This is a genomic window from Marinobacter segnicrescens, assembly GCF_900111555.1.
Lineage (GTDB): Bacteria > Pseudomonadota > Gammaproteobacteria > Pseudomonadales > Oleiphilaceae > Marinobacter > Marinobacter segnicrescens.
In genome coordinates this window covers 20,428-41,651 of the sequence record NZ_FOHZ01000008.1, presented here as the reverse complement: position 1 = coordinate 41,651, position 21,224 = coordinate 20,428, and the positions used below count along the sequence as shown (strand labels likewise).

Here is a 21,224-nt window from a genome sequence, read left to right as displayed (position 1 = left end):
AAACCTCCGCCAGACCTCCTCTGCCCTCCTCCAGGCACACCCCTTAAAACCCATCTTTTGCACCATTTTAGTGCGCCTGCACCATTTAGAGACCATACTCTGGTCAGGGACAGGGCGTTCCGTGCAACGGACCTTGTCAGCAGGGCCCTGAACGCACCGGTTCTTTCTTCCGCCCTGAGCGCCCTTGCCCGCAAATAGCGCATTCTGGGCGCCTGTTCGGCAATAAACTGCGATGCTATCTCAGTTCTGGCTCAATTCTGGATCGGTTTTTGCAATTTAACTGGGTGACAGCCGGGGGAATGCAGGCGAAAGGTTTCGCAGAACCAGGCAGAGACAAAGTATGGCCGACAGACAGGGCTGACAGCCGAGCGAAAAATGGCGCAGGGTTCAGCGACTGAGGGAGCTACATGGCAGCGGTTACGGACTACAAAAGCATTCTCGATAACCTCACCACGGCGGTGATCGTGGTGGACAGCAGTCTGCGGATCGATTACCTGAACCCGGCTGCCGAGAGCATGCTGGAAACCAGCCTGTCGCGAGTGCGGGGACTTCGATTGGCCGGGCTGCTACTGGAAACAGACCAGTCCCTTGACACCCTGCAGACGGCCGTCGAAACCGGGCAGACCTATACCCGTCGGGAGGCCGAGTTCCTGCTGGCCACCGGGAACCGGCTGACCGTGGATTATTCCGTGACCCCTTTTGGTGCAGGCCCGGACCGGCTGCTCCTTGAAATCCAGCCCCGTGACCGCCTGATACGCATAAGCCGGGAGGAAGACCTGCTGACCCAGCAAGAGGCCACTCGCATACTGGTACGGGGCATGGCCCACGAAATCAAGAATCCGCTGGGGGGCATCCGCGGCGCTGCCCAGTTACTGGACCGGGAGCTCTCTGACGCCGGCCAGAAAGAATACACCCAGGTGATCATCGACGAGGCGGACCGCCTGCGCAGCCTGGTGGACCGGATGCTGGGCCCGAACCGGGCACTGCGACTGGCGCCCACCAATATCCATGAAGTACTGGAGCGGGTACGCACCCTGCTGGAGGCCGAGAGCCGCGGTCGCCTGACCTTCCGCCGCGATTACGATGTGAGCCTGCCCGAGTTTCCCGGCGACAAGGAACAGCTGATACAGGCATTCCTCAACATTGCCCGCAATGCCATGGAAGCTGCCTTCGAGTACCATGGTGGCCCCTGCAGTGATGAGCCGCCCACGATTACCTTCCGAACCCGGGTACTGCGCCAGTTCACCATCGGCCAGAAGCGCCACCGACTGGTGTGCCGCGTCGACATTATTGATAACGGGCCGGGGATTCCCCCGGACCTGCTCCAGAACATCTTCTACCCCATGATCAGTGGCCGGGCGAGCGGCACCGGCCTCGGACTGTCCATTACCCAGAGCATTATCGGACAGCACCGTGGGCTGGTTGAGTGTGAGAGCGAGCCCGGCAAGACCGACTTTATTATCTTTCTGCCGCTGGAGGAGACCTCGTGATGAGTCAACCGGCAAACGTCTGGATCATCGATGATGATCGCAGCATCCGATGGGTGCTGGAACGCGCCCTGACCCAGGCCGGGATGGCGCCCCGGGTATTCGAAAACGGCGATAGTGTCATGATGCGCCTGGAACATGAGGAACCGGACGCCATTATCAGCGATATCCGCATGCCCGGCATTGACGGCATCGCACTGCTCACCAAGATCGTCGAGCAGCACCCGGACGTACCCGTGATCATCATGACCGCACACTCGGACCTGGAGAGTGCGGTCACCAGTTACCAGAGTGGTGCCTTCGAGTACCTGCCCAAGCCCTTCGATGTGGATGACGCCGTGGCACTGGTCAAGCGCGCGGTCGCCCACAGCCACGAACGCCGCGCCACTTCCGAGCCCAGCACCGAGTCACCTCACCGTAACGCGGAGATCATCGGCGAAGCTCCGGCCATGCAGGAAGTTTTCCGGGCCATTGGTCGACTCTCCCACTCCAACATCACCGTTCTGATCAACGGTGAGAGCGGCACCGGCAAGGAGCTGGTGGCCCAGGCCCTGCACAACCACAGCCCCAGGGCCACCCATCCGTTCATTGCCCTGAACATGGCCGCCATTCCCAAGGACCTGATCGAGTCAGAACTGTTTGGCCACGAGAAAGGTGCGTTCACCGGAGCCGGTGCTGCCCGCCAGGGCCGCTTCGAACAGGCCAACGGTGGCACCCTGTTCCTGGACGAGATCGGCGACATGCCCGCTGACACCCAGACCCGGCTGTTACGGGTTCTCGCTGACGGGGAGTTCTACCGGGTTGGCGGCACAACCCCTATCAAGGTGGATGTGCGTATCATCGCGGCCACCCACCAGGACCTGGAAAAACTGGTCGAGGCAGGCAGCTTCCGGGAAGACCTTTTCCACCGCCTGAACGTGATCCGCGTACACCTGCCCAAGCTGGCCGAGCGCCGGGAAGATATCCCACGGCTGATGCAGCACTTCCTCAAGCGGGCAGCGAAGGAGCTGTCTGTGGAGCCCAAGCTGTTACGCCCGGAAGCCGAGGAATACCTCACCACCCTGCCCTGGCCCGGCAACGTCCGCCAGTTGGAGAACACCTGCCGCTGGCTGACGGTGATGGCCAGTGGCCGCGAGGTTCACATCGATGACCTGCCCCCGGAGCTGATGCAGCAGGCGGAAACCCCGGCTACCGGCCAGACCTGGCAGGAAGGCCTGCGCAACTGGGCCGAGAACGAACTGCGCCGGGGCAAGAAGGGCATCCTGGACACGGCGGTGCCCGAGTTCGAAAAGATCATGATCGAAACCGCCCTCAAGCACACCGGCGGCCGCCGGCGGGACGCGTCGATCCTGCTGGGCTGGGGACGTAATACGCTGACCCGGAAGATTAATGAACTGGGAATGGACCATCCGGAGGTGGAGGAGCACTGACGTAAACGCCGAAGCCTGTCCAGCAGGAAGTCTCCAGCAAGTTTAAAACCAAGAGTCCTGACCAATCAGTTACGAAAAAGCCTCCAACTGTGGAGGCTTTACCGGTACCAGCTTAAATTCCCTGCCTGGGCGGATTAGAACGGAATATCGTCGTCAAAATCGTCCACCGGCTCGGGCATATTACCCTGGCCTCCGGCTGGCTGGTTATAGCCACCGCCTTGCTGGCCACTCTGCTGACCGTAATTGCCCTGCGGCGGTTGCTGGTTTTGCTGTGGTTGCGGCTGGGGACGGCCCTGGGGGGCGCCCTGGTCCATGCCACCACCGGCACCGCGGCTGTCCAGCATCTGCATCTGGCCATTAATGTCCACTACCACTTCGGTGGTGTAGCGGTCCTGGCCGTCCTGACCCTGCCATTTGCGGGTCTGCAGTTTGCCTTCGATGTAAACCTTGGAACCCTTGCGCAGGTACTGACCAGCCACTTCGGCGATCTTGCCGAACATGACGATGCGGTGCCATTCAGTCTTGGGCACCATCTGACCGGTCTGGCGGTCCTTGTAGCTTTCATCGGTAGCCAGGTTCAGGTTTACGACCGCATTGCCGTTCGGCGTATAGCGGGTCTCCGGGTCCTGCCCCAGGTTGCCGATCAGAATGACCTTGTTAACACCTCGTGCCATGTTTCACCCCTGCTCTGTCTCTGTTCATGTCTGACGCTCCTTCGTCAGCGTCTGTTGGGTCTAACTCTACCACGTGTCCACCCCGGTCACGATAGCGGGGCGCCGGCATGGTGACGGCCACCACAAGCCAGGCCAGCAGCACCAGCACCATTAGCCCGAAAACCCCATCGGCACCACCCCAGCCGGCCAACACTCCGCCCGCGGCACCACCGAGAAAGGCCCCGAAGAACTGTGAGGTGGAATACACCCCCATAGCCGTACCCCTGGCCCCTGCGGGTGACTCCTTGCTGATCAGCGACGGCAGACTTGCCTCAAGGAGGTTGAATGCCATAAAAAAGAAGAACAGCCCGAACCAGGCCGTCGTCAGGGAAGCTGACCACTGCCAGAGCGCTACCGTAGCCAGTGCAAGCAAGGCAACCGCTCCACAGAGAATCACTTTCATCTGCTGTTTTTTCTCACCGATGATGATGAAGGGCACCATGGCAAAGAAGGAGGTCACCATCACCGTCAGGTAGAACCACCACATATCACCCTGGGGGAGTCCCAGCCGATCAGACAACAAAAGCGGAACCTGGATAAACAGCGCAGTCAGTGCCAGGTGCAGGGCAAAGATGCCGAAATCAAGGCGCAACAGGCGCTGGTCCGCCAGCACCTGGCCTAGCATGGCCCGGGCGGGCAGGTGCTCGCCTTCCGTAACCATGGCCGGTGGATTGGGCACCAGTTTCCAGACAATGACCATGGCGACAAGCGCAAGCACTGCCGTGAGCCCGAAAATACCAGACAAGCCAGCCCATTGCCCCAGCAGCGGCCCGATGATCAGTGACAGGGAAAATGACAGGCCAATGGTGACCCCGATGCTGGCCATGGCCTTGGTGCGCTGCTCCGCCCGGGTAAGATCGCTTACCAGGGCCATCAATACGCTGGCGATAGCGCCAGCCCCTTGCAGCGCCCGCCCGGCGATAACGCCGTGAATATGATCCGAAGCTGCTGCCAGCAAACTGCCCGCTGCAAATATCACCAATCCGATATAGATAAGCCGCTTGCGCCCGAGACGGTCTGACAGGGCGCCAAACGGTACCTGTAAACAGGCCTGTGTCAGCCCGTAGACACCGATGGCCAGGCCGATCAGGGCGGGCGTTGCGCCAGTCAGTTCCGGCCCCAGCAGGGCAAAAACCGGCAGCACCATGAACAGGCCCAGCATGCGCATGGCGTAGACGGAGGCAAGTGCGGCAACGGCGCGGCGTTCCGAATAGTTCATCTTCAGGTCACGGTCTGGTTCAAAGCCGCCAAGTCTAACAGATTAGGGACGTGAAATTATCGCTGGAAAGAACATGACTCACAGGAACCTGTGTTAATCGGTTGCTACGAGCCTGCCGTAATTGACATCGGTTCACTGTATCTTGCCGTACAGTTTGCTTACAATTCGTCCACCTTTTCACTACAGGAAGTTCGTTTATGGATCTGGCGACTCTGATCGGCCTGGTCGGCGGTGCGGTCATCATCGGTGCCGCAATTGTTCTCGGGGCCTCGTCAGAGGTTTTTTTCAATGTCCCGTCGGTGCTAATCGTCGTGTTGGGCAGTCTCACGGTAGTGCTGGCCAAGTTCAGCTTCAGTCAGTATTTCGGGGCCCTTAAGGCGGCCGGTCGGGCATTTTCCTTTAAACTGCCGGACACCCAAGAGCTGATCGAAGAGCTGGTGGACATCGCCAACATCGCCCGCAAACAGGGCGTGCTGAACCTGGAGGGACGTGAAGCCAGTTCCGACTACCTGGCCCAGGGCATCCAGCACCTCGTGGATGGGCAGCAGGCAGACGTCATCAACGAACTCCTGACCAAGGAACGCCTGCTGACCATCGACCGCAATCGCTGGGGCACCAAGGTATTCAGGGCGTTTGCCGACGTTGCCCCCGCCATGGGCATGATTGGCACCATTGTCGGCCTGGTGCAGATGCTCTCCAACATGGAAGACCCCAAGACCATCGGGCCAGCGATGGCTGTCGCCCTGCTGACCACCCTCTATGGGGCCATGATCGCCACCATGGTGGCCAACCCGATTGCCGACAAACTGGAACTCAGGCTCACTGAAGAGGCCCGCATGCAGTCACTGATCTCGGATGCACTGGTGGCGATCCAGCAGGGCCAGAACCCGCGGGTTATCGAACAGTTGCTGTCCAGCTACCTGCCACCGGCCAAGCGCGAGATGGTGGCAGAGAGCGGAGCCTGAGTTCATGGATCAGTTGCCGGAAGAGGAATCCACGGGCACGCCCGCCTGGGTGGTCACGTTTGCCGACCTGATGTCGTTGCTGATGTGCTTCTTCGTGCTGTTGCTCTCGTTTTCAGAGATTGACGCCATGAAGTTCAAGCAGATCGCGCAGGAAATGGCCAAGGCCTTCGGTGTACAGCGGGAGGTTCCGGCCGTGGAAATCCCCCAGGGGACCAGCCCGGTATTCCAGCACTTCACCCCCGGCAAGCCCGAGCCAACGGATCTCGATGAAATCCGCCAGTCCACGACCCAGAAGGAACCCTTCCTCGAACGGGAGCCCGCCACACAGCCTGGCGACCAAGCTGATAACAGCAAGGTCAATGACTACGCAGAGCGGCTGAAAAGCGCGCTGCGTGAGGAAATCGCATCGGGCCAACTGGAAGTCCGAGCCGAACCGGGCAAACGGCAGATCGTTATGAGAATCGAGGAGCGAGGCTCGTTCCCGTCCGGGTCCGCCGAGCTGACCTTCGCCCTGGTGGACCTGCTTTACCGCATGGGCAAGGTTCTCACTGAGATACCCGGCGACCTGACCGTGGAAGGCCACACCGATAACATTCCGATCAGCAGTGGCCGCTACCAGTCTAACTGGAACCTCTCTGCAGACCGGGCCGCAGCGGTCGCCAACGCGCTGATCGAGGCCGGGCCCCTGGATGAGGACCGCTTTCGCGTAATGGGTCTGGCCTCAACCCGCCCCCGCCAGCCCAACTCGACGCCGGAAAACCGGGCACTGAACCGACGCGTGGAAATCATCGTGGACCTGTCGGACGACCCGTCTGAAACCCCCACCACCCTGGAGGAATTACCCCCGGACATACTGCTGGACGCGGGGGACGCACCTCGGGAAACCCTGACATGGTAATCCCCGGCCCTGGCCCCAGATAAGGTCCAGTGAGGTTGGCCACAGACCCGAAGCCGTTATACTGGCGTATTTTCCGGGACAAATCCGGGCTGCCGGCCCGCCCCGACTCGCCGGTCAAAACCGAAATCGCCAGAGGAGCACTATGGAGACCATCCAGGTCAAAGGCGCGCGTACGCACAACCTGAAGAATATCGATGTGGAGCTGCCCCGGGACAAGCTGATTGTCATTACCGGGCTGTCCGGGTCCGGCAAGTCCTCCCTGGCGTTCGACACCCTCTACGCGGAAGGCCAGCGGCGCTATGTGGAGTCGCTCTCCACCTATGCCCGCCAGTTCCTTTCTATGATGGAGAAGCCCGACGTGGACCACATCGAGGGTCTGTCACCGGCCATTTCCATCGAGCAGAAGTCCACCTCCCACAATCCGCGTTCCACCGTGGGCACCATCACCGAGATCTACGATTACCTGCGCCTGCTGTTCGCCCGTGCCGGCGAGCCCCGCTGCCCGGACCACGGCCAGCCGCTGGAAGCCCAGACCGTCAGCCAGATGGTGGACCAGGTGCTGGCCATGCCCGAAGGCAGCAAGCTGATGATCGTGGCGCCGGTGATCCGTGACCGCAAGGGTGAGCACCTGCAGGTGATCGACACCATGCGCAGCCAGGGTTTTATCCGCCTGCGAGTAGACGGCTACGTCTACGATATCGATGACGTGCCGCCCCTGGACAAGAAAAAGAAGCACGCCATTGACGTGGTGGTGGATCGCTTCAAGGTGAAGGAAGGACTGGAGCAGCGACTGGCCGAGAGCTTCGAGACCGCCCTTGAGCTGGCTGACGGTATTGCCCTGGTCGCGGACATGGACGGCAAGGCCGAGGACATCACCTTCTCCGCCCGCTATGCCTGTACCCAGTGCGGATATTCCCTGAGCGAGCTGGAACCGCGCATTTTCTCCTTCAACAACCCGGCCGGTGCCTGCCCGACCTGTGACGGTCTCGGCGTGCGCCAGTTCTTTGACCCGGAGAAGGTGGTCCATAACCCCGCCGCGACCCTGGCCGAAGGTGCGATCCGGGGCTGGGACCGGCGTGCTGTGTACTACTTCCAGATGCTCACCAGCGTGGCCGAGCACTTTGGCTTTGACCTGGATACGCCGTTCGAGAATTTGCCGGAAGATTTCCAGAACGTCGTCCTCCATGGCTCCGGCACGGAGGATATTCCGTTCCGCTATGTGAACTCCCGGGGCCACATCATGCAGAAGGAGCACCCCTTTGAGGGCGTGCTGCCGAACCTGGAACGCCGTTACCGGGAAACCGAGTCCCAGAGCATGCGGGAAGAGCTGGCCCGGCACCTGAGCACCCAGCCCTGCAAGGACTGTGGAGGCTCACGTCTGCGCCGCAGTGCCCGCCATGTTTTCATCGACGAGCACAACCTGCCGGACATCACCTACATGCCGGTTGGGGAGGCCTTCGACTATTTCCACGGGCTGGAACTGCCGGGCCGCAAGGGCGAGATTGCCGAGAAAATCCTCAAGGAGGTCCGCCAGCGCCTGCAGTTCCTGGTGAATGTGGGGCTGGAGTACCTGACCCTGGAGCGCAGCGCCGATACCCTGTCGGGTGGCGAAGCCCAGCGTATCCGCCTGGCCAGCCAGATCGGCGCCGGTCTGGTGGGCGTGATGTACATCCTGGACGAGCCCTCCATCGGCCTGCATCAGCGTGACAACGACCGGCTGCTGGCCACCCTCACCCACCTGAGGGATCTGGGCAATACCGTCATCGTGGTGGAGCACGACGAGGACGCCATCCGGGCTGCAGACCATGTGCTGGATATCGGCCCCGGGGCCGGCGTACATGGCGGCCATGTGGTCGCCCAGGGTACCCCGGCGGATATCATCGGCAACGAAAACTCCCTCACCGGGCAATATCTGAGCGGAGCGAAGGAAATTGCCGTGCCTGCCGTCCGCAACGAGGGCAGCGGCAAGACCCTGACCCTGACGGGCGCCACCGGTAATAACCTCAAATCCGTGGACCTGGAACTGCCCCTTGGGGTGATGACCTGCATCACCGGGGTGTCCGGCTCCGGCAAATCAACGCTGATCAACGGTACCCTGTACCCGGTAGCGGCCACAAAACTGAACAAGGCCACCAGCCTGACCCATGGCCCGTACAAGTCCATGAACGGACTGGAGCACCTGGACAAGGTGATCGACATAGACCAGAGCCCCATCGGCCGGACTCCAAGGTCCAACCCGGCCACCTACACCGGCATCTTTACCCCGATCCGGGAGCTGTTCGCCGGCACCCAGGAAGCCCGCAGCCGGGGTTACAAACCCGGGCGCTTCAGCTTCAACGTCAAGGGAGGCCGCTGCGAGGCCTGCCAGGGCGACGGCATGATCAAGGTCGAGATGCACTTCCTGCCGGATATCTACGTGCCCTGTGATGTGTGCAAGGGCAAGCGCTATAACCGGGAAACCCTGGAAGTGCGCTACAAGGGCAAGAATATCAACGAGGTCTTGCAGATGACGGTGGAAGAAGCCCGGGAGTTCTTCGACCCGGTGCCCTTCCTCGCCCGTAAGCTGCAAACCCTGATGGACGTGGGCCTGTCCTACATCCGCCTGGGCCAGAGTGCTATCACCCTGTCTGGCGGTGAGGCCCAGCGCGTCAAGCTGGCCCGGGAACTGTCAAAGCGGGATACCGGCAAGACCCTGTACATCCTGGATGAGCCCACCACAGGCCTGCACTTCTACGATATCCAGCAGTTGTTGACGGTGCTGCAACGCTTGCGGGACCACGGCAATACCATTGTGGTCATCGAGCACAACCTGGATGTGATCAAAACCGCCGACTGGATCATCGACCTGGGGCCGGAAGGCGGCTCCGGCGGGGGCGAGATTATTGCGGAGGGAACACCGGAAGAAGTCGCGAGGAACAAACGATCCCATACCGGCCGGTACCTTGAACCGTTACTCCGATAAACCACTGCCCTGCCAGGTTTTGGCTCAGCCCTGGCGGGGCCGGGGATCGGCCAGTCGCCGCCCCGCAGACGCTACTGGAAAGACCTGGGCCTACCCTTCTGCCACGCTCGTTGTGGCCAGTACCTGGGAACGAAGGTAATAATCCATCAGTCGATGATATTCCTCCGCCCATCCAGCATCGAATGGCCGGTTCTCTTCCGGCTGCGGCTGGTTGAACAGGGGATTATCTCCATGCCAGGGATAATAGAGCCCGGAGCGGTCGTTGCTGAACGCTCCATGCTCATTGATACTGCGCTTCAGGTTGAACCCCACGTTACTGACGCCGTCCGGGTCCAGCAGGTTTTCGCCGCCAAGGGTAATATAGTCACGGTCTGACAGGCTGAAATGATACAGCGTAGGGAAAATATCCCGGTGCGACCCGATGCGCATCGGGTCATACCTGTGTGACGTATTTTCAAGGACCGGGTCCGGCACGTGCAGGAAGAATGGCACCGCGTAGGTAAGACCATATTCCGTGGGTTCATCTGTACTCAGATTCCGCACACGGTGATCGCCGGTTACCGCAATAATCGTCTTGTCACCCAGGGTCGCTGACTGTTTGATACGCTCCATGAACTGGCCCAACGCATCAGAAGCGTACTGAAACGTCTCAAGGAGCACCCTCGCCTGCTCGCCTTCATACTCGGCCCTGGCGGCAAACCGGTCGCTGATCTTCGTCGGCCCGGGTTCGTAGTTTTCCGGCACCTTGTACGGCGAATGATTGGTGATGGTCATGATAAAGAGCAGGGTCGGTTTATCCGCCTCTTCCATTACCTTGTTGGCAAACTGGAACAGAAAGCCGTCAGGCACGCCCCAGGTACCTGAATAGTCAGCCGCCTCCGGAATCGCCTCGATAATGTCATTTTCATCATAGACACGGTCAAATCCCTGGACAGGCAGGTAGTTGGCCAGGTTGCGCCACATGCCATTTCCACCATACAGGAACGCCACTTCATACCCTGCCTGCTTGTAGGGCAGAACAGCGGAACCTGGCAACGGGGTATTCTGGACCGAGGAATGGCTGATGGTCGCCACGGGACTATGAAACAGTGTCATTACAATGCTGTCGATGGTCCCGGAAGTGCCTGCCAAAAAGCGCTGGAAAAGAAACCCATCTTCGAAATGGGGGCGAAGGCCCCCCAGCAGGTCGTTAACCGGCGGATTGTCTTCCACCATAATATTCATACCCATACCCTCCATCATGGCCACAACCACATGGGGCGGGTTCTGTTGGAGGTACTTATTTTCCGGCGTGTGGTAAACCGGGGTCTGCTGGCCGAGCACTTTTTCCATCTGGGCATTCAGTGCGGCTTCGGCAACCGGCTCAAAGCGCCGCTGCTTCTGGTAGTCAGAGGTTGCCCAGTCCAGTGCCATGAATACATTCGGGGTGATCATATTCAGCGGTTTGTACTGGGAAACGCTGGCGTGATAGCGCTTGAGGGGGTGGTTATCAAGGGTTCCACGCGCCGTCACAAAGGTGGACAGGAAAATAGCGACTACCGCCAGTGACGTAACGCTCCAGTGCCAATAGGCTTGAGGGTTTATTCGGCCCAACGGACTGTGGAGGAACCATCGGGAGGCCATGTACGCCAGCGCACCAACCAGGAAGGCTACGAGAAAACCACGTACCACCGGGTAGTCTTCCCAGATATTGACAAGCACGGCGGCAGAGTCGTCTTCCCATAGCCCGAAAACAAACAGGTCGATATAGGTGCCATAGGTCGTGTAGTAATAAAAATTGCATATACACCCGACCACATAGAGTGCTGCCACAACCGTATGGTAGCCGACCACAAATTTTAACCAGCGCTGGTAAGCACCATGAAACGCGGCGGCGACAAGACCGCTCAACAAAAGGGGTGAGTAAACTATCGCAGTGACCTTGGCATCAAAACGCCCGCCAACAAAGAAAGCCCTCCAGATGTCATCATCAACCCCCGTTTCTGGCAATACGGACTGTATATGCATAAAAAACAGGTAGCGTGAAACCAGCAGTATGCTGAAGGAAAACAGAAAGCACTTGAATAAAAGCAATGACAGCTGACGAAAGCGGGATTGATATTTCATCTGGGGAAATGGCAACACGTACTGAGGGTCAGGAAATCAAAACTGGCTCGACCGGAGACTTCCGCATGGTAACGGACGTCGAACACCGCGACGGCTGGCATGATAAACACGCACGCCTGAACCAATCTATAGGAAACGACTATTTTATCGCGGGGAAATGATGGCTGCCACAACAACATGACAAATTGATGTCATTTTGATGCTGTTTTTTGTGTCTGGGAGCGAAGTTTTGCAGGAATTTACATTTTCGGAAAAACACCTGCCCCTTCCATCAGCACTGACGGGAGGGGGCAGGTTAAAGGCAAGCCATGAACTGGTCGGAGCAGACCCGTTAGTGCATCAGCGCATAAAGCTTCCGCCGATAGGTGCGCACATCCGGATTGTTGTTCCCCAGCTTTTCAAACAGTTCCACCAGGGAGGTCTTGGCAATGCCGTCCTTGTAAGCAGGGTTGGTCTGCATCAGGCGAATCAGCAGATCCATGGCCTCGGCATTACGGTCATTCAGTGCGTATTGCATTGATAGCTGGTGCAGGGCATCCGGGTCGTTCGGGTCCTGCTCCAGTGCCATTTCCAGGTCCTTGATGGGGGGCAGTTCGCCGGCCTGACGGAGAATTTTCAGGCGCGCCGCCAGCTGCTTCGCCTTGGGTTGCAGTTTCTCTTCCGGGGGCAGGCTTTCCAGCACCTGTTCGGCCGTGTCCAGGTCGCCCTGTTCCGCCTTGATCTGGGCCAGGTCAATCAGCACTTTCAGGTCGTCGGGGTTTTGCTGGTTAAGCTGACTGAAGATTGCCAGTGCACCTTCGAGGTCCCCTTCTTCCCACAGGCGATGGGCCTGATCATAAGGGGCCTCCTGGTCTTCTGCCTTTTCCACGTGGGGCTCGAGTAATTTGCGCACTTCCCCTTCCGGCAGGGCGCTGTTGAAGCCATCAACTGCCTGGCCGTTCTTTACCAGGATCACGGTGGGCAGGCTGCGCACGCCAAGGCTGGCGGTGAGCTGTTGTTGCTCGTCCGCATTGACCTTCGCCAACAGGAAGCCACCGTTATATTCCTCCACCAGTTTTTCCAGGATCGGCATCAACTGTTTGCAGGGGGCGCACCAGTCCGCCCATACGTCCACCAGGATCGGGGTGGTGGCGGACACATCCATGACCTTTTCCTGAAAGTTGTCGATGGTGGCTTCAAAGATGAACGGCGAATTGCTCATGGGTCGGGTACCTGTCCTGATCCGGTTAGAAGGTTCGAAAATCTAAGACCTACATGGTGCCTGAGCCGGCAAATTCAAGACAATGCGCTAAAGCCTTGAATTCCAGATCGTCGCCGCTACATAGGACGGATAAGCGTACCCGGATGCCGGTTGGTATAGGTCCACCGGCCCTCTGCCATCGAGACTATGAGGACACCATGGCCGACGAAACTCGTAACGATGCACCGGAACAGGAAGACATCGCCGAATACATCGGCACTGAAGAGAACAGAGGCAAGGGCCTGATCCTGCCCGGGGAGGCCCGGCCACGGCGCATGTATGTCATTCCGGTGTCCAACCGGCCGTTCTTCCCGGCCCAGGTGCAGCCGGTCATGGTGAACCAGGACCCCTGGCAGGAGACCCTCAAGCGGGTGGGCGACACTGACCACCACATGCTGGGCATCTGTTACGTGGAAGATCCGGACCCGGAGCGCAATATCCCCGGCAGCGACGAACTGGAGACCATGGGCTGCGCGGTGCGGGTTCACCACGCCCAGGAAGACAGCGGCAAGGTCCAGTTCATCGCCCAGGGCCTGGCCCGCTTCCGCATTACCCAGTGGCTACGCCGCAAGCCCCCCTACCTGGTGGAGGTGGAGTACCCGGAAGAACCGGAGGAACCCGCGGACGAGTTAAAGGCCTATACCCTGGCCATTATCAGCGCCATCAAGGAACTGCTGCGCTCCAACCCGTTGTATGGCGAGGATGTAAAACAGTACCTGTCCCGCTTCGGGCCGGACGACAGCTCGCCCCTGGCCGACTTCGGTGCCTCCATGACCAGCGCGCCTGGCCGCGATCTGCAGGACGTGCTGGATACCGTTCCCCTGCTCCGTCGTATGGAAAAAGTGCTGGTACTGATGCGCAAGGAGCAGGAGGTAGCCCGCCTGCAGGCAGAGATCAATGAGGAGGTGAACGACAAGGTGCAGAAGCACCAGCGGGAGTTCTTCCTGCGGGAGCAGCTCAAGGTCATCCAGCGGGAGCTGGGCATGGCCAAGGACGACAAGACCGCCGATATCGAGCGCTTCCAGGCCCGTATGGACAAGCTGAAGCCCAACGAGGACGTGCAGGCGAAGTTCGAGGAAGAGCTGCAAAAGCTGCAGGTTCTGGAACAGGGATCACCGGAATACGGCGTCACCCGCAACTACCTGGACTGGATTACCCAGGTCCCCTGGGGCATCACCTCGGAGGACCACTTCGACCTGGGCCACGCCCGGGAAGTGCTGGACAAGGAGCACGACGGCCTCAACGATGTGAAGGATCGCATTGTGGAGTTCCTGGCGGAGGGCACCTTCAAGGGCGAGATCTCCGGCTCCATCCTGTTGCTGGTAGGCCCGCCCGGAGTGGGCAAGACCTCTATTGGCCGGTCCATCGCTGATGCCCTCGGCCGGGAATTCTACCGGTTCAGTCTCGGCGGCATGCGGGACGAGGCAGAGATCAAGGGCCACCGCCGCACCTATATTGGCGCCATGCCCGGCAAGTTCGTGCAGGCCCTGAAGGATGCCAAGGTGTCCAACCCGGTCATCATGCTCGATGAGATCGACAAAATCGGTTCCTCGTTCCAGGGCGACCCGGCCTCTGCCCTGCTGGAGACCCTGGACCCGGAGCAGAACCGGGAGTTCCTGGACCACTACCTGGATGTGCGGCTGGACCTGTCCAAGGTGCTGTTTATCTGCACGGCCAACCAGCTGGATACCATTCCCCGGCCACTGCTGGACCGGATGGATACGATTCGCCTTTCCGGCTACATCACCGAGGAGAAGCTGGCCATTGCCAAGCATCACCTGCTGCCCCGCTTGCTAAGGCGGGCCGGGCTGCTGAAGAAGCAACTCAATATTACTGATGCGGCCCTGCGCCAGGTAATCGAGGGCTATGCCCGTGAATCCGGGGTGCGGAACCTGGAGAAGCAGTTACACAAGATTATCCGCAAGGGGATCGTGAAGCTGCTCGAGAACCCGGACCAGCCAGTACGAGTGGGCGTTTCGGACCTTGAGGGGTACCTGGGTCAACCAGCTTTCCGCAAGGAGAAGGCGTTGAAGGGTGTTGGCGTGGTAACCGGGCTGGCGTGGACGGCCATGGGTGGCGCCACCCTGAGCATCGAGGCTTCGCGCATTCACAGTAATCAGCGTGGCTTCAAGCTTACCGGCCAACTCGGTGATGTGATGAAGGAGTCTGCCGACATTGCCTACAGCTATGTGTCGTCAAACCTGAAGCGACTGAAGGGCGACCCGGCATTTTTCGACAAGTCGTTTGTGCACCTGCACGTGCCGGAAGGGGCGACGCCGAAAGACGGGCCCAGTGCCGGTGTCACCATGGCCACGGCACTGCTTTCCATCGCCCGGAAGGAGGCACCGGCCCAGAATATTGCCATGACCGGGGAATTGACCCTGACCGGGCAGGTGTTGCCGGTGGGTGGTATCCGGGAGAAGGTGATTGCGGCACGCAGGCAGAAGATCACGACGTTGATCCTGCCGGATGCTAACCGTGGTGATTACGATGAGTTACCGGAATACCTGAAGAACGGGCTTACGGTGCACTTCGCGAAGCAGTACAGCGATGTTTTCCAGGTTGTATTCGGGAATAAGCCTAAAAAAGGGGCCAGTGTTCACTGAGGCGTGTCGTTGGGTTGCGCTGTGGGTGGAGTAAGTTGGCCTGAGACTGAGCGGCAAGACGTCCCGGGGGTGGGGAGGTCTTTCGCCGCCGCAATTCACGGCCCGTCCGTGGACCGGCCTTGCTACCGGGCCATCCCTGGCCCTGCTCTGAAAGACCTCCCCACCCCCGTGACGCCCCAGACTTTGGTCAGGTCCGGAACAGCAGATGTGTGGTCACACCTTTTCCAGGACCCCTGGGTGTGTTGGGCTCCGTTGAGCTGCCCCCTTTGGTTGCTCTACCAGATAATCGCGATATCGCCCCGCTGGATGTTTTCCAGGGCGCCGTATTGGGGAATGAGACCATTGGCGTATTCGGGGAAGACGCTGTCGAGGGTGACTTCGATGTCAGCATCCTTGAGTTCGGGGGTGGCGCCCAGGCTGTCGAAATGTGTGGAGCTGCGGTAGAGCGCCAGGGTGTCTCCCGGGCGCAGGCCTGAGGTGGCACCGGATTCCATGGTGACCCTGGTGCCATCAACGCGGGTAATGCGGGTCATGAAGGGCTGGCAGGACAGGGCGTTCTGTATGTCGTCCCGCATCTGATCCACCAGGCCACCAACGGCCTCTCCATAGCCGGTATTCAGGAAACCGATGGAACCGAAGCCGACGGACTCCCCGACCCCGGCATTCCACTGGCCACTTGTGTCATAGCGCTTCTGGTAGACCGGTGAGCCGCTGAACCCGTCGAAGATCATCAGGTCTGCTATGAATCTCCGGTCGCGGCTGCTTGGGCTGAGGCTTCTGCCAATTTTGTGCAACACGGAGCTGCCCCAGGCCTCCGGGGCTTCCACGCCGATATCACGAATCACCCCTGCCACCACAAACTGTGCACCCAGCTCCCGGGCCACCTGGGTGACGTTGGTGAGTCGGTTGTCGAACTGACGGGCTGTCGGGGCGTTGGTGACGTCCGGGTATAGCTGGGTAGTGGCGGCCTTGAGCACCTGGAGGTTGCCCTGCGCCTGCAGGCGGGCCTGTATCATTTGCGGCAAGACTTCGCCGGCATCGTCGAGGCGACCGTGGCGGGTCTGGTCCGGGTGCTGGACGGTAAAGCCGGTGACTGCCACCCTTTTCTTCAGGCTGGCGGCTTCGCCTACGTGGCAGTTACCGGCGTCTTCGGACACTTCCGCTTTCAGGGTTATACGCAGGGCGTTGCCAACCTGGCGTTCGTCAATGACACGCACATTACGGGCCCGGGCGCTGGACGCCACGGTAAGCCGTGAATTGGTGATCCTTCCCTCTTCTACGGTGTCCTCGCTGCGAATGCGGGCGTCATACTGCAGCGCAACATCTCGCAGGGCAGCCTTGTGGGCCTCTTCCCTGGCGGTGTCCATGTCGCCGCCACGAATGGTGGCGATACCGGTTCCCTCAAGGACAACCGCGCTGGCCGGCACCACGGGAGTGAGAAGTAGCAGGGTTGCCAGCAAGCTGCGCAGGGATGCGGTTAAGGTCATGGCGGTCAATCCAGGTAGTAGAGAGAGTCCGTGCCTTCCTGGCTGACCACGTCACCGAGGGCATCATTGCCCCGCGGCATGGGCACCGGGCACACCCGTGCCACGTTACGGTCACTCACCCTGGCAACGCATTCGCGGAAACGGCGCTCCAGTTTGAGCTCCATAACGGTTTCCACAACACCGTCGCTGTGCTCGTTGACCGAAACCAGCTTGGCCCCACGGAGGTAGGTGTCCACATAGGTACGGAACATGTCGTTGCGAGCCACAAAATCGCTGACCGTGGAGTTACCGTACACCACCGTGCCGTATACCCGCTCCGCCAGGTTGCGATAGGCATCGAGCTGAGAGGCCCGTCGAGCCATCAGGCGCTTGCGGGTATTTAGCCGGTCACTGGTTGCGTCTTCATAGGTGCCGAACCCGCTGACCCGGACCACAATTGGGTCAAAGCGGCTATCATCCTCGCTTCCTGAATGATAATAGCCGCCATGCATGCAGCCGCTCAGCACGATCAAGCCGACGACGGCCATTAACACTGATTTCATGAACAAGACTCCGGTTAAACTGCCAGATGCTTTCAGGGGGTTATGAAAGATCTGTTCCAACTTTTTCAGAATATTGATTTGATTATACTTTCCAGAAGGCTGCAGGCATTCAGCGACGACAGCGGCAAAGACTGGCCGCCCCCCTGGACTACACGCTTGCCCCGCAGTTTTGCCTGTTACCCGACACGGCTTCATAATCCCCGCACTGATGACCCAAGACAGCGAGGACCTGGTCCCATGAGAATCTATCTGGTTGGCGGTGCGGTCCGGGACGAATTGCTCGGCATACCGGTCAAGGACCGGGACTGGGTGGTGGTTGGTGCCACGCCCGACGAGATGCTTGCGAAGGGCTACAAGCAGGTGGGCGCTGACTTTCCGGTTTTCCTGCACCCGGAAACCCGGGAGGAGTATGCCCTGGCCCGCACCGAGCGCAAACAGGGCCATGGCTACCACGGTTTTACGGTGTACAGCGCACCGGACGTTACCCTGGAGCAGGACCTCAAGCGCCGGGACCTGACCATCAATGCCATGGCGCAGGCGGAAGATGGCTCCCTGGTGGATCCTTTTGGCGGCCGGAACGATCTGGAAAGCCGTAAACTTAGGCATGTTTCCGACGCCTTCTCCGAAGACCCTTTACGCATACTAAGAACCGCCCGTTTCGCGGCCAGATTTCATCACCTGGGTTTCCGGGTGGCCGATGAAACCATGACCCTGATGCAGCAGATGGTTACCGACGGGGAGGTAGGGCACCTGGTTCCGGAGCGGGTGTGGCAGGAGGTCCAGCGGGCGCTGCATGAGGTCACCCCTGTGACGTTCTTCGAGGTACTCAGGGAAACCGGGGCCCTCAGCATCCTCATGCCGGAACTGGCGGGAGACGAGGAGGCCTTCGGCAAGGCCATGGCGGCCCTGGCCGCTACTGCTGAAAAGGAGCTGGCCACAGAGTGCCGTTTTGCCGCCCTGCTCCACCCCCTCTCACCGGCTGAGGCATCGAAACGGGCCGCAGCGCTGAAGGCGCCCAATGATTGCCGGGACCTGGCGCGGCTGGTGGTTGAGTTAGCGCCTTTTTTCAGTGAGCACTCGTTGTCAGCTGAACGGGTACTGGAGCTGTTTAACCATGCGGATGCGTGGCGACGGCCTGAAAGGTTTGGCCTGCTGCTGCAAACCCTGACCTGTCTGCCAGATGGGCCGGGAACCGAGGTTAGCCAGACACTGGAACGAGCTTTGGACGATGCCCGTGCAGTGGATGCCCGGTCTTTGATGGCGAAGGGGTTCAAGGGTAAGGAGCTTGGTGAGGCTATTGGGCGGGAGCGGCTTCGGGTGATTGGCCAAAGTCTTGAGTAATGCTTTTCCAGCCTGCTGGGTGTTGGTGGGGCATGGGTTGCTGGTTACTTCCAAGCCTGTGAGTTTGGGGGCAGGAGGGCTTGGGTGGTTGGCTTTTCTCCACCGCAATTCACGGCCCATCCCTGGGCCGGCCTTGCTCCGCGCCATCCCTGGCGCTGTTACGAAAAGCCAACCACCCAATCCCTCTTACTGACCTTCGGGTATCCGCCACTCTATTCTCCGGTCACTCTCATGCCGCAATTCAAGGAGTTCCTCCAAACGCCGCTGGATAAATGTCGAGCTTCCCCTTTTTCAGAATCAGCTTCCCATTGGGACCAGTGGGTCAATTCGGATAGAATCACCCTTCTTGTTTGCGAATAGCAGCCAACTTCTGACGGTATCCGGCAGGGGGCCTTTCGGAGCAGGGCCATGGATGGCCCGGTGCAAGGTCGGTACAGGACGTACCGTGAATTGCAGCGGAGAAAGGCCCCCTGCCGGGTGCCGCGCCCCCAGGCCCCAGCAGTCTTGGGGGGAAAGAACCCAAAAACGGAGATACCCCCAAAATGCAAGACGTAGTCATAGCAGCCGCAAAACGCACCGCCATCGGCACCTTCGGTGGCTCACTTTCCAGCCTGAAAGCGGACCTGCTGGGTACCGCCGTTATCAAGGCCCTGCTGGAAGAGACCGGCGTAGCCGGCGACCAGATCAATGAAGTTATTCTTGGCCAGGTACTGACCGCTGGCTGTGGCCAGAACCCGGCTCGCCAGGCCGCCATCAATGCCGGCATTCCCGCCTCCGTTCCGGCCATGACCATCAACAAAGTCTGCGGGTCCGGCCTCAAGGCCGTTCACATGGCCGTTCAGGCCATCCAGTGCGGTGATGCGGACATGATCCTCGCTGGCGGGCAGGAAAGCATGAGCCAGTCGCCCCACGTGGTGCCCAACAGCCGTAACGGCCAGCGCATGGGTAACTGGACCATGATCGACACCATGATCAACGATGGCCTGTGGGATGCCTTTAACGATTACCACATGGGGGTTACGGCCGAGAACATTGTCGAGAAATACGGCATCAGCCGGGAAGAGCAGGACGAATTCGCCGCCGCTTCCCAGCAGAAAGCCGCTGCCGCGCGGGCCGAGGGGCTGTTTGATAGCCAGATTGTCCCGGTCTCCATCCCCCAGCGTAAGGGTGACCCGGTCGTCGTCGACCAGGATGAAGGCCCCCGGGACGGCACCACCGCTGAAGGACTGGGCAAGCTCAAACCCGCGTTCAAGAAGGACGGCACCGTAACTGCAGGTAACGCCTCATCCCTGAACGATGGCGCTGCAGCCGTGCTGGTTTGCAGTGCTGCCAAGGCGAAAGAACTGGGTTTGACTCCGCTGGCGACCATCAAGGGCTACGCCAATGCCGGTGTCGACCCCACGATCATGGGCACCGGTCCGATTCCCGCCAGCCAGCGTTGTCTCCAGCGTGCGGGCTGGACCGTGGATGACCTGGACCTCATCGAGGCCAACGAGGCCTTTGCCGCCCAGGCCATTTCCGTGAACCGTGACCTGGGCTGGGACACCGGCAAAGTAAACGTCAACGGGGGAGCCATTGCCCTGGGCCACCCCATCGGTGCGTCTGGCTGTCGTATCCTGGTTACCCTGCTGCACGAAATGCAGCGTCGTGATGTGAAGAAAGGCCTGGCCACCCTCTGCATTGGTGGTGGTATGGGCGTGGCCCTGGCCGTCGAGCGCTGATCACCGCAGTGCTCAACATCGTGCTCTACGAGCCGGAGATACCACCCAACACGGGCAATATCATCCGGCTCTGCGCCAATACTGGCTGCCGGCTGCACCTGATTGAACCCCTGGGGTTTACCCTGGAAGACAAGCAGATGCGCCGGGCCGGACTGGATTACAGTGAATACGCCAGCGTTGAAGTGCACCCCGGCTACCAGGCGTTTCTGGAGAGCGAGCGTCCTGGGCGGCTATTCGGGCTGACCACCAAGGGCAGCCAGCCCTATCACCAGGTCCGCTTCGAGGCAGGGGATTACCTGATGTTCGGCCCGGAGACCCGGGGCTTGCCGGAGGATGTGCGCGATGGCCTGCCAGCCGAGCGTAGGCTACGCATTCCAATGTTGCCTCACAGCCGCAGCCTGAACCTCTCCAACGCAGCCGCCGTGGTGCTCTACGAAGCCTGGCGCCAATTGGGTTTTGAAGGCGCAAGCTAACAGTAAACCAGGCACCCACAAAAAAACCGGCCGC

At 60.0% G+C, this 21,224-nt stretch carries 16 protein-coding genes; 10 read left to right on the top strand and 6 right to left on the bottom strand.

Going from position 1 to position 21,224, the window contains the following annotated elements:
* The first annotated feature begins 407 nt into the window (after positions 1–407).
* Both glnL and ntrC read left to right on the top strand, forming a co-directional pair.
* Positions 408–1,490 carry a nitrogen regulation protein NR(II) gene (gene glnL / locus BM036_RS09865; RefSeq protein WP_091851136.1) on the top strand — a complete coding sequence of 361 codons (1,083 nt, stop codon included), beginning with the start codon at positions 408–410 and terminating at the stop codon, positions 1,488–1,490.
* Positions 1,490–2,917 carry a nitrogen regulation protein NR(I) gene (ntrC, locus tag BM036_RS09860; RefSeq protein ID WP_091851133.1) on the top strand — a complete coding sequence of 476 codons (1,428 nt, stop codon included), beginning with the start codon at positions 1,490–1,492 and terminating at the stop codon, positions 2,915–2,917. The genes glnL and ntrC overlap by 1 nt, the downstream gene beginning before the upstream one ends.
* Positions 2,918–3,051: 134 nt before the next feature.
* Here ntrC and ssb read toward each other — a convergent pair whose 3' ends face one another.
* A complete protein-coding gene (ssb, locus tag BM036_RS09855; RefSeq protein ID WP_091851130.1) occupies positions 3,052–3,591 on the bottom strand; it encodes a single-stranded DNA-binding protein in 540 nt (179 codons plus the stop codon).
* Positions 3,575–4,849, bottom strand: coding sequence for an MFS transporter (locus tag BM036_RS09850; protein WP_091851126.1), 1,275 nt, complete (start codon positions 4,847–4,849; stop codon positions 3,575–3,577). Before BM036_RS09850 ends, ssb begins: the two co-directional genes overlap by 17 nt.
* Before the next feature lie 197 nt (positions 4,850–5,046).
* Here BM036_RS09850 and pomA point away from each other — a divergent pair, with 197 nt between their 5' ends.
* The 3 genes from pomA to uvrA all read left to right on the top strand — a co-directional run bounded on the left by pomA (position 5,047) and on the right by uvrA (position 9,674).
* Positions 5,047–5,814, top strand: a complete 768-nt coding sequence (gene pomA, locus BM036_RS09845) for a flagellar motor protein PomA (protein ID WP_091851123.1) — start codon at positions 5,047–5,049, stop codon at positions 5,812–5,814.
* A 4-nt stretch (positions 5,815–5,818) separates the two neighbouring features.
* On the top strand, positions 5,819–6,712 hold the full coding sequence (locus tag BM036_RS09840; protein ID WP_091851119.1) for a MotB family protein: 894 nt from the start codon (positions 5,819–5,821) through the stop codon (positions 6,710–6,712).
* 142 nt (positions 6,713–6,854) lie between these two features.
* A complete protein-coding gene (gene uvrA / locus BM036_RS09835) occupies positions 6,855–9,674 on the top strand; it encodes an excinuclease ABC subunit UvrA (RefSeq protein WP_091851116.1) in 2,820 nt (939 codons plus the stop codon).
* A 90-nt stretch (positions 9,675–9,764) separates the two neighbouring features.
* On the opposite strand, the gene BM036_RS09830 is transcribed toward uvrA, so the two are convergent.
* A complete protein-coding gene (locus BM036_RS09830) occupies positions 9,765–11,507 on the bottom strand; it encodes an LTA synthase family protein (RefSeq protein ID WP_218144801.1) in 1,743 nt (580 codons plus the stop codon).
* 239 nt (positions 11,508–11,746) lie between these two features.
* On the opposite strand from BM036_RS09830, the gene BM036_RS20095 reads away from it, so the two are divergent.
* A complete protein-coding gene (locus BM036_RS20095) occupies positions 11,747–11,941 on the top strand; it encodes a hypothetical protein (RefSeq protein ID WP_177186040.1) in 195 nt (64 codons plus the stop codon).
* A gap of 170 nt (positions 11,942–12,111) precedes the next feature.
* Here the strand turns inward: BM036_RS20095 and BM036_RS09825 are convergent, their stop codons facing one another.
* On the bottom strand, positions 12,112–12,981 hold the full coding sequence (locus tag BM036_RS09825; protein ID WP_091851110.1) for a thioredoxin family protein: 870 nt from the start codon (positions 12,979–12,981) through the stop codon (positions 12,112–12,114).
* A gap of 197 nt (positions 12,982–13,178) precedes the next feature.
* Here BM036_RS09825 and lon point away from each other — a divergent pair, with 197 nt between their 5' ends.
* A complete protein-coding gene (gene lon / locus BM036_RS09820; RefSeq protein WP_091851442.1) occupies positions 13,179–15,626 on the top strand; it encodes an endopeptidase La in 2,448 nt (815 codons plus the stop codon).
* A gap of 275 nt (positions 15,627–15,901) precedes the next feature.
* On the opposite strand, the gene BM036_RS09815 is transcribed toward lon, so the two are convergent.
* Both BM036_RS09815 and BM036_RS09810 read right to left on the bottom strand, forming a co-directional pair.
* Positions 15,902–17,113, bottom strand: a complete 1,212-nt coding sequence (locus tag BM036_RS09815; RefSeq protein ID WP_091851439.1) for a flagellar assembly protein T N-terminal domain-containing protein — start codon at positions 17,111–17,113, stop codon at positions 15,902–15,904.
* Positions 17,114–17,118: 5 nt separating this feature from the next.
* On the bottom strand, positions 17,119–17,604 hold the full coding sequence (locus BM036_RS09810; protein WP_245742569.1) for an LPP20 family lipoprotein: 486 nt from the start codon (positions 17,602–17,604) through the stop codon (positions 17,119–17,121).
* A gap of 288 nt (positions 17,605–17,892) precedes the next feature.
* On the opposite strand from BM036_RS09810, the gene BM036_RS09805 reads away from it, so the two are divergent.
* The 3 genes from BM036_RS09805 to trmL all read left to right on the top strand — a co-directional run bounded on the left by BM036_RS09805 (position 17,893) and on the right by trmL (position 21,190).
* Complete coding sequence (locus tag BM036_RS09805) at positions 17,893–18,996, top strand: tRNA nucleotidyltransferase/poly(A) polymerase-related protein (RefSeq protein WP_091851104.1); 1,104 nt, start codon at positions 17,893–17,895, stop codon at positions 18,994–18,996.
* Positions 18,997–19,538: 542 nt separating this feature from the next.
* Positions 19,539–20,717 (top strand): acetyl-CoA C-acetyltransferase, encoded by a 1,179-nt coding sequence (locus BM036_RS09800; protein ID WP_091851102.1) that lies wholly within the window; start codon positions 19,539–19,541, stop codon positions 20,715–20,717.
* A gap of 8 nt (positions 20,718–20,725) precedes the next feature.
* Positions 20,726–21,190 carry a tRNA (uridine(34)/cytosine(34)/5-carboxymethylaminomethyluridine(34)-2'-O)-methyltransferase TrmL gene (gene trmL / locus BM036_RS09795; protein ID WP_091851099.1) on the top strand — a complete coding sequence of 155 codons (465 nt, stop codon included), beginning with the start codon at positions 20,726–20,728 and terminating at the stop codon, positions 21,188–21,190.
* Positions 21,191–21,224 lie beyond the last annotated feature (34 nt).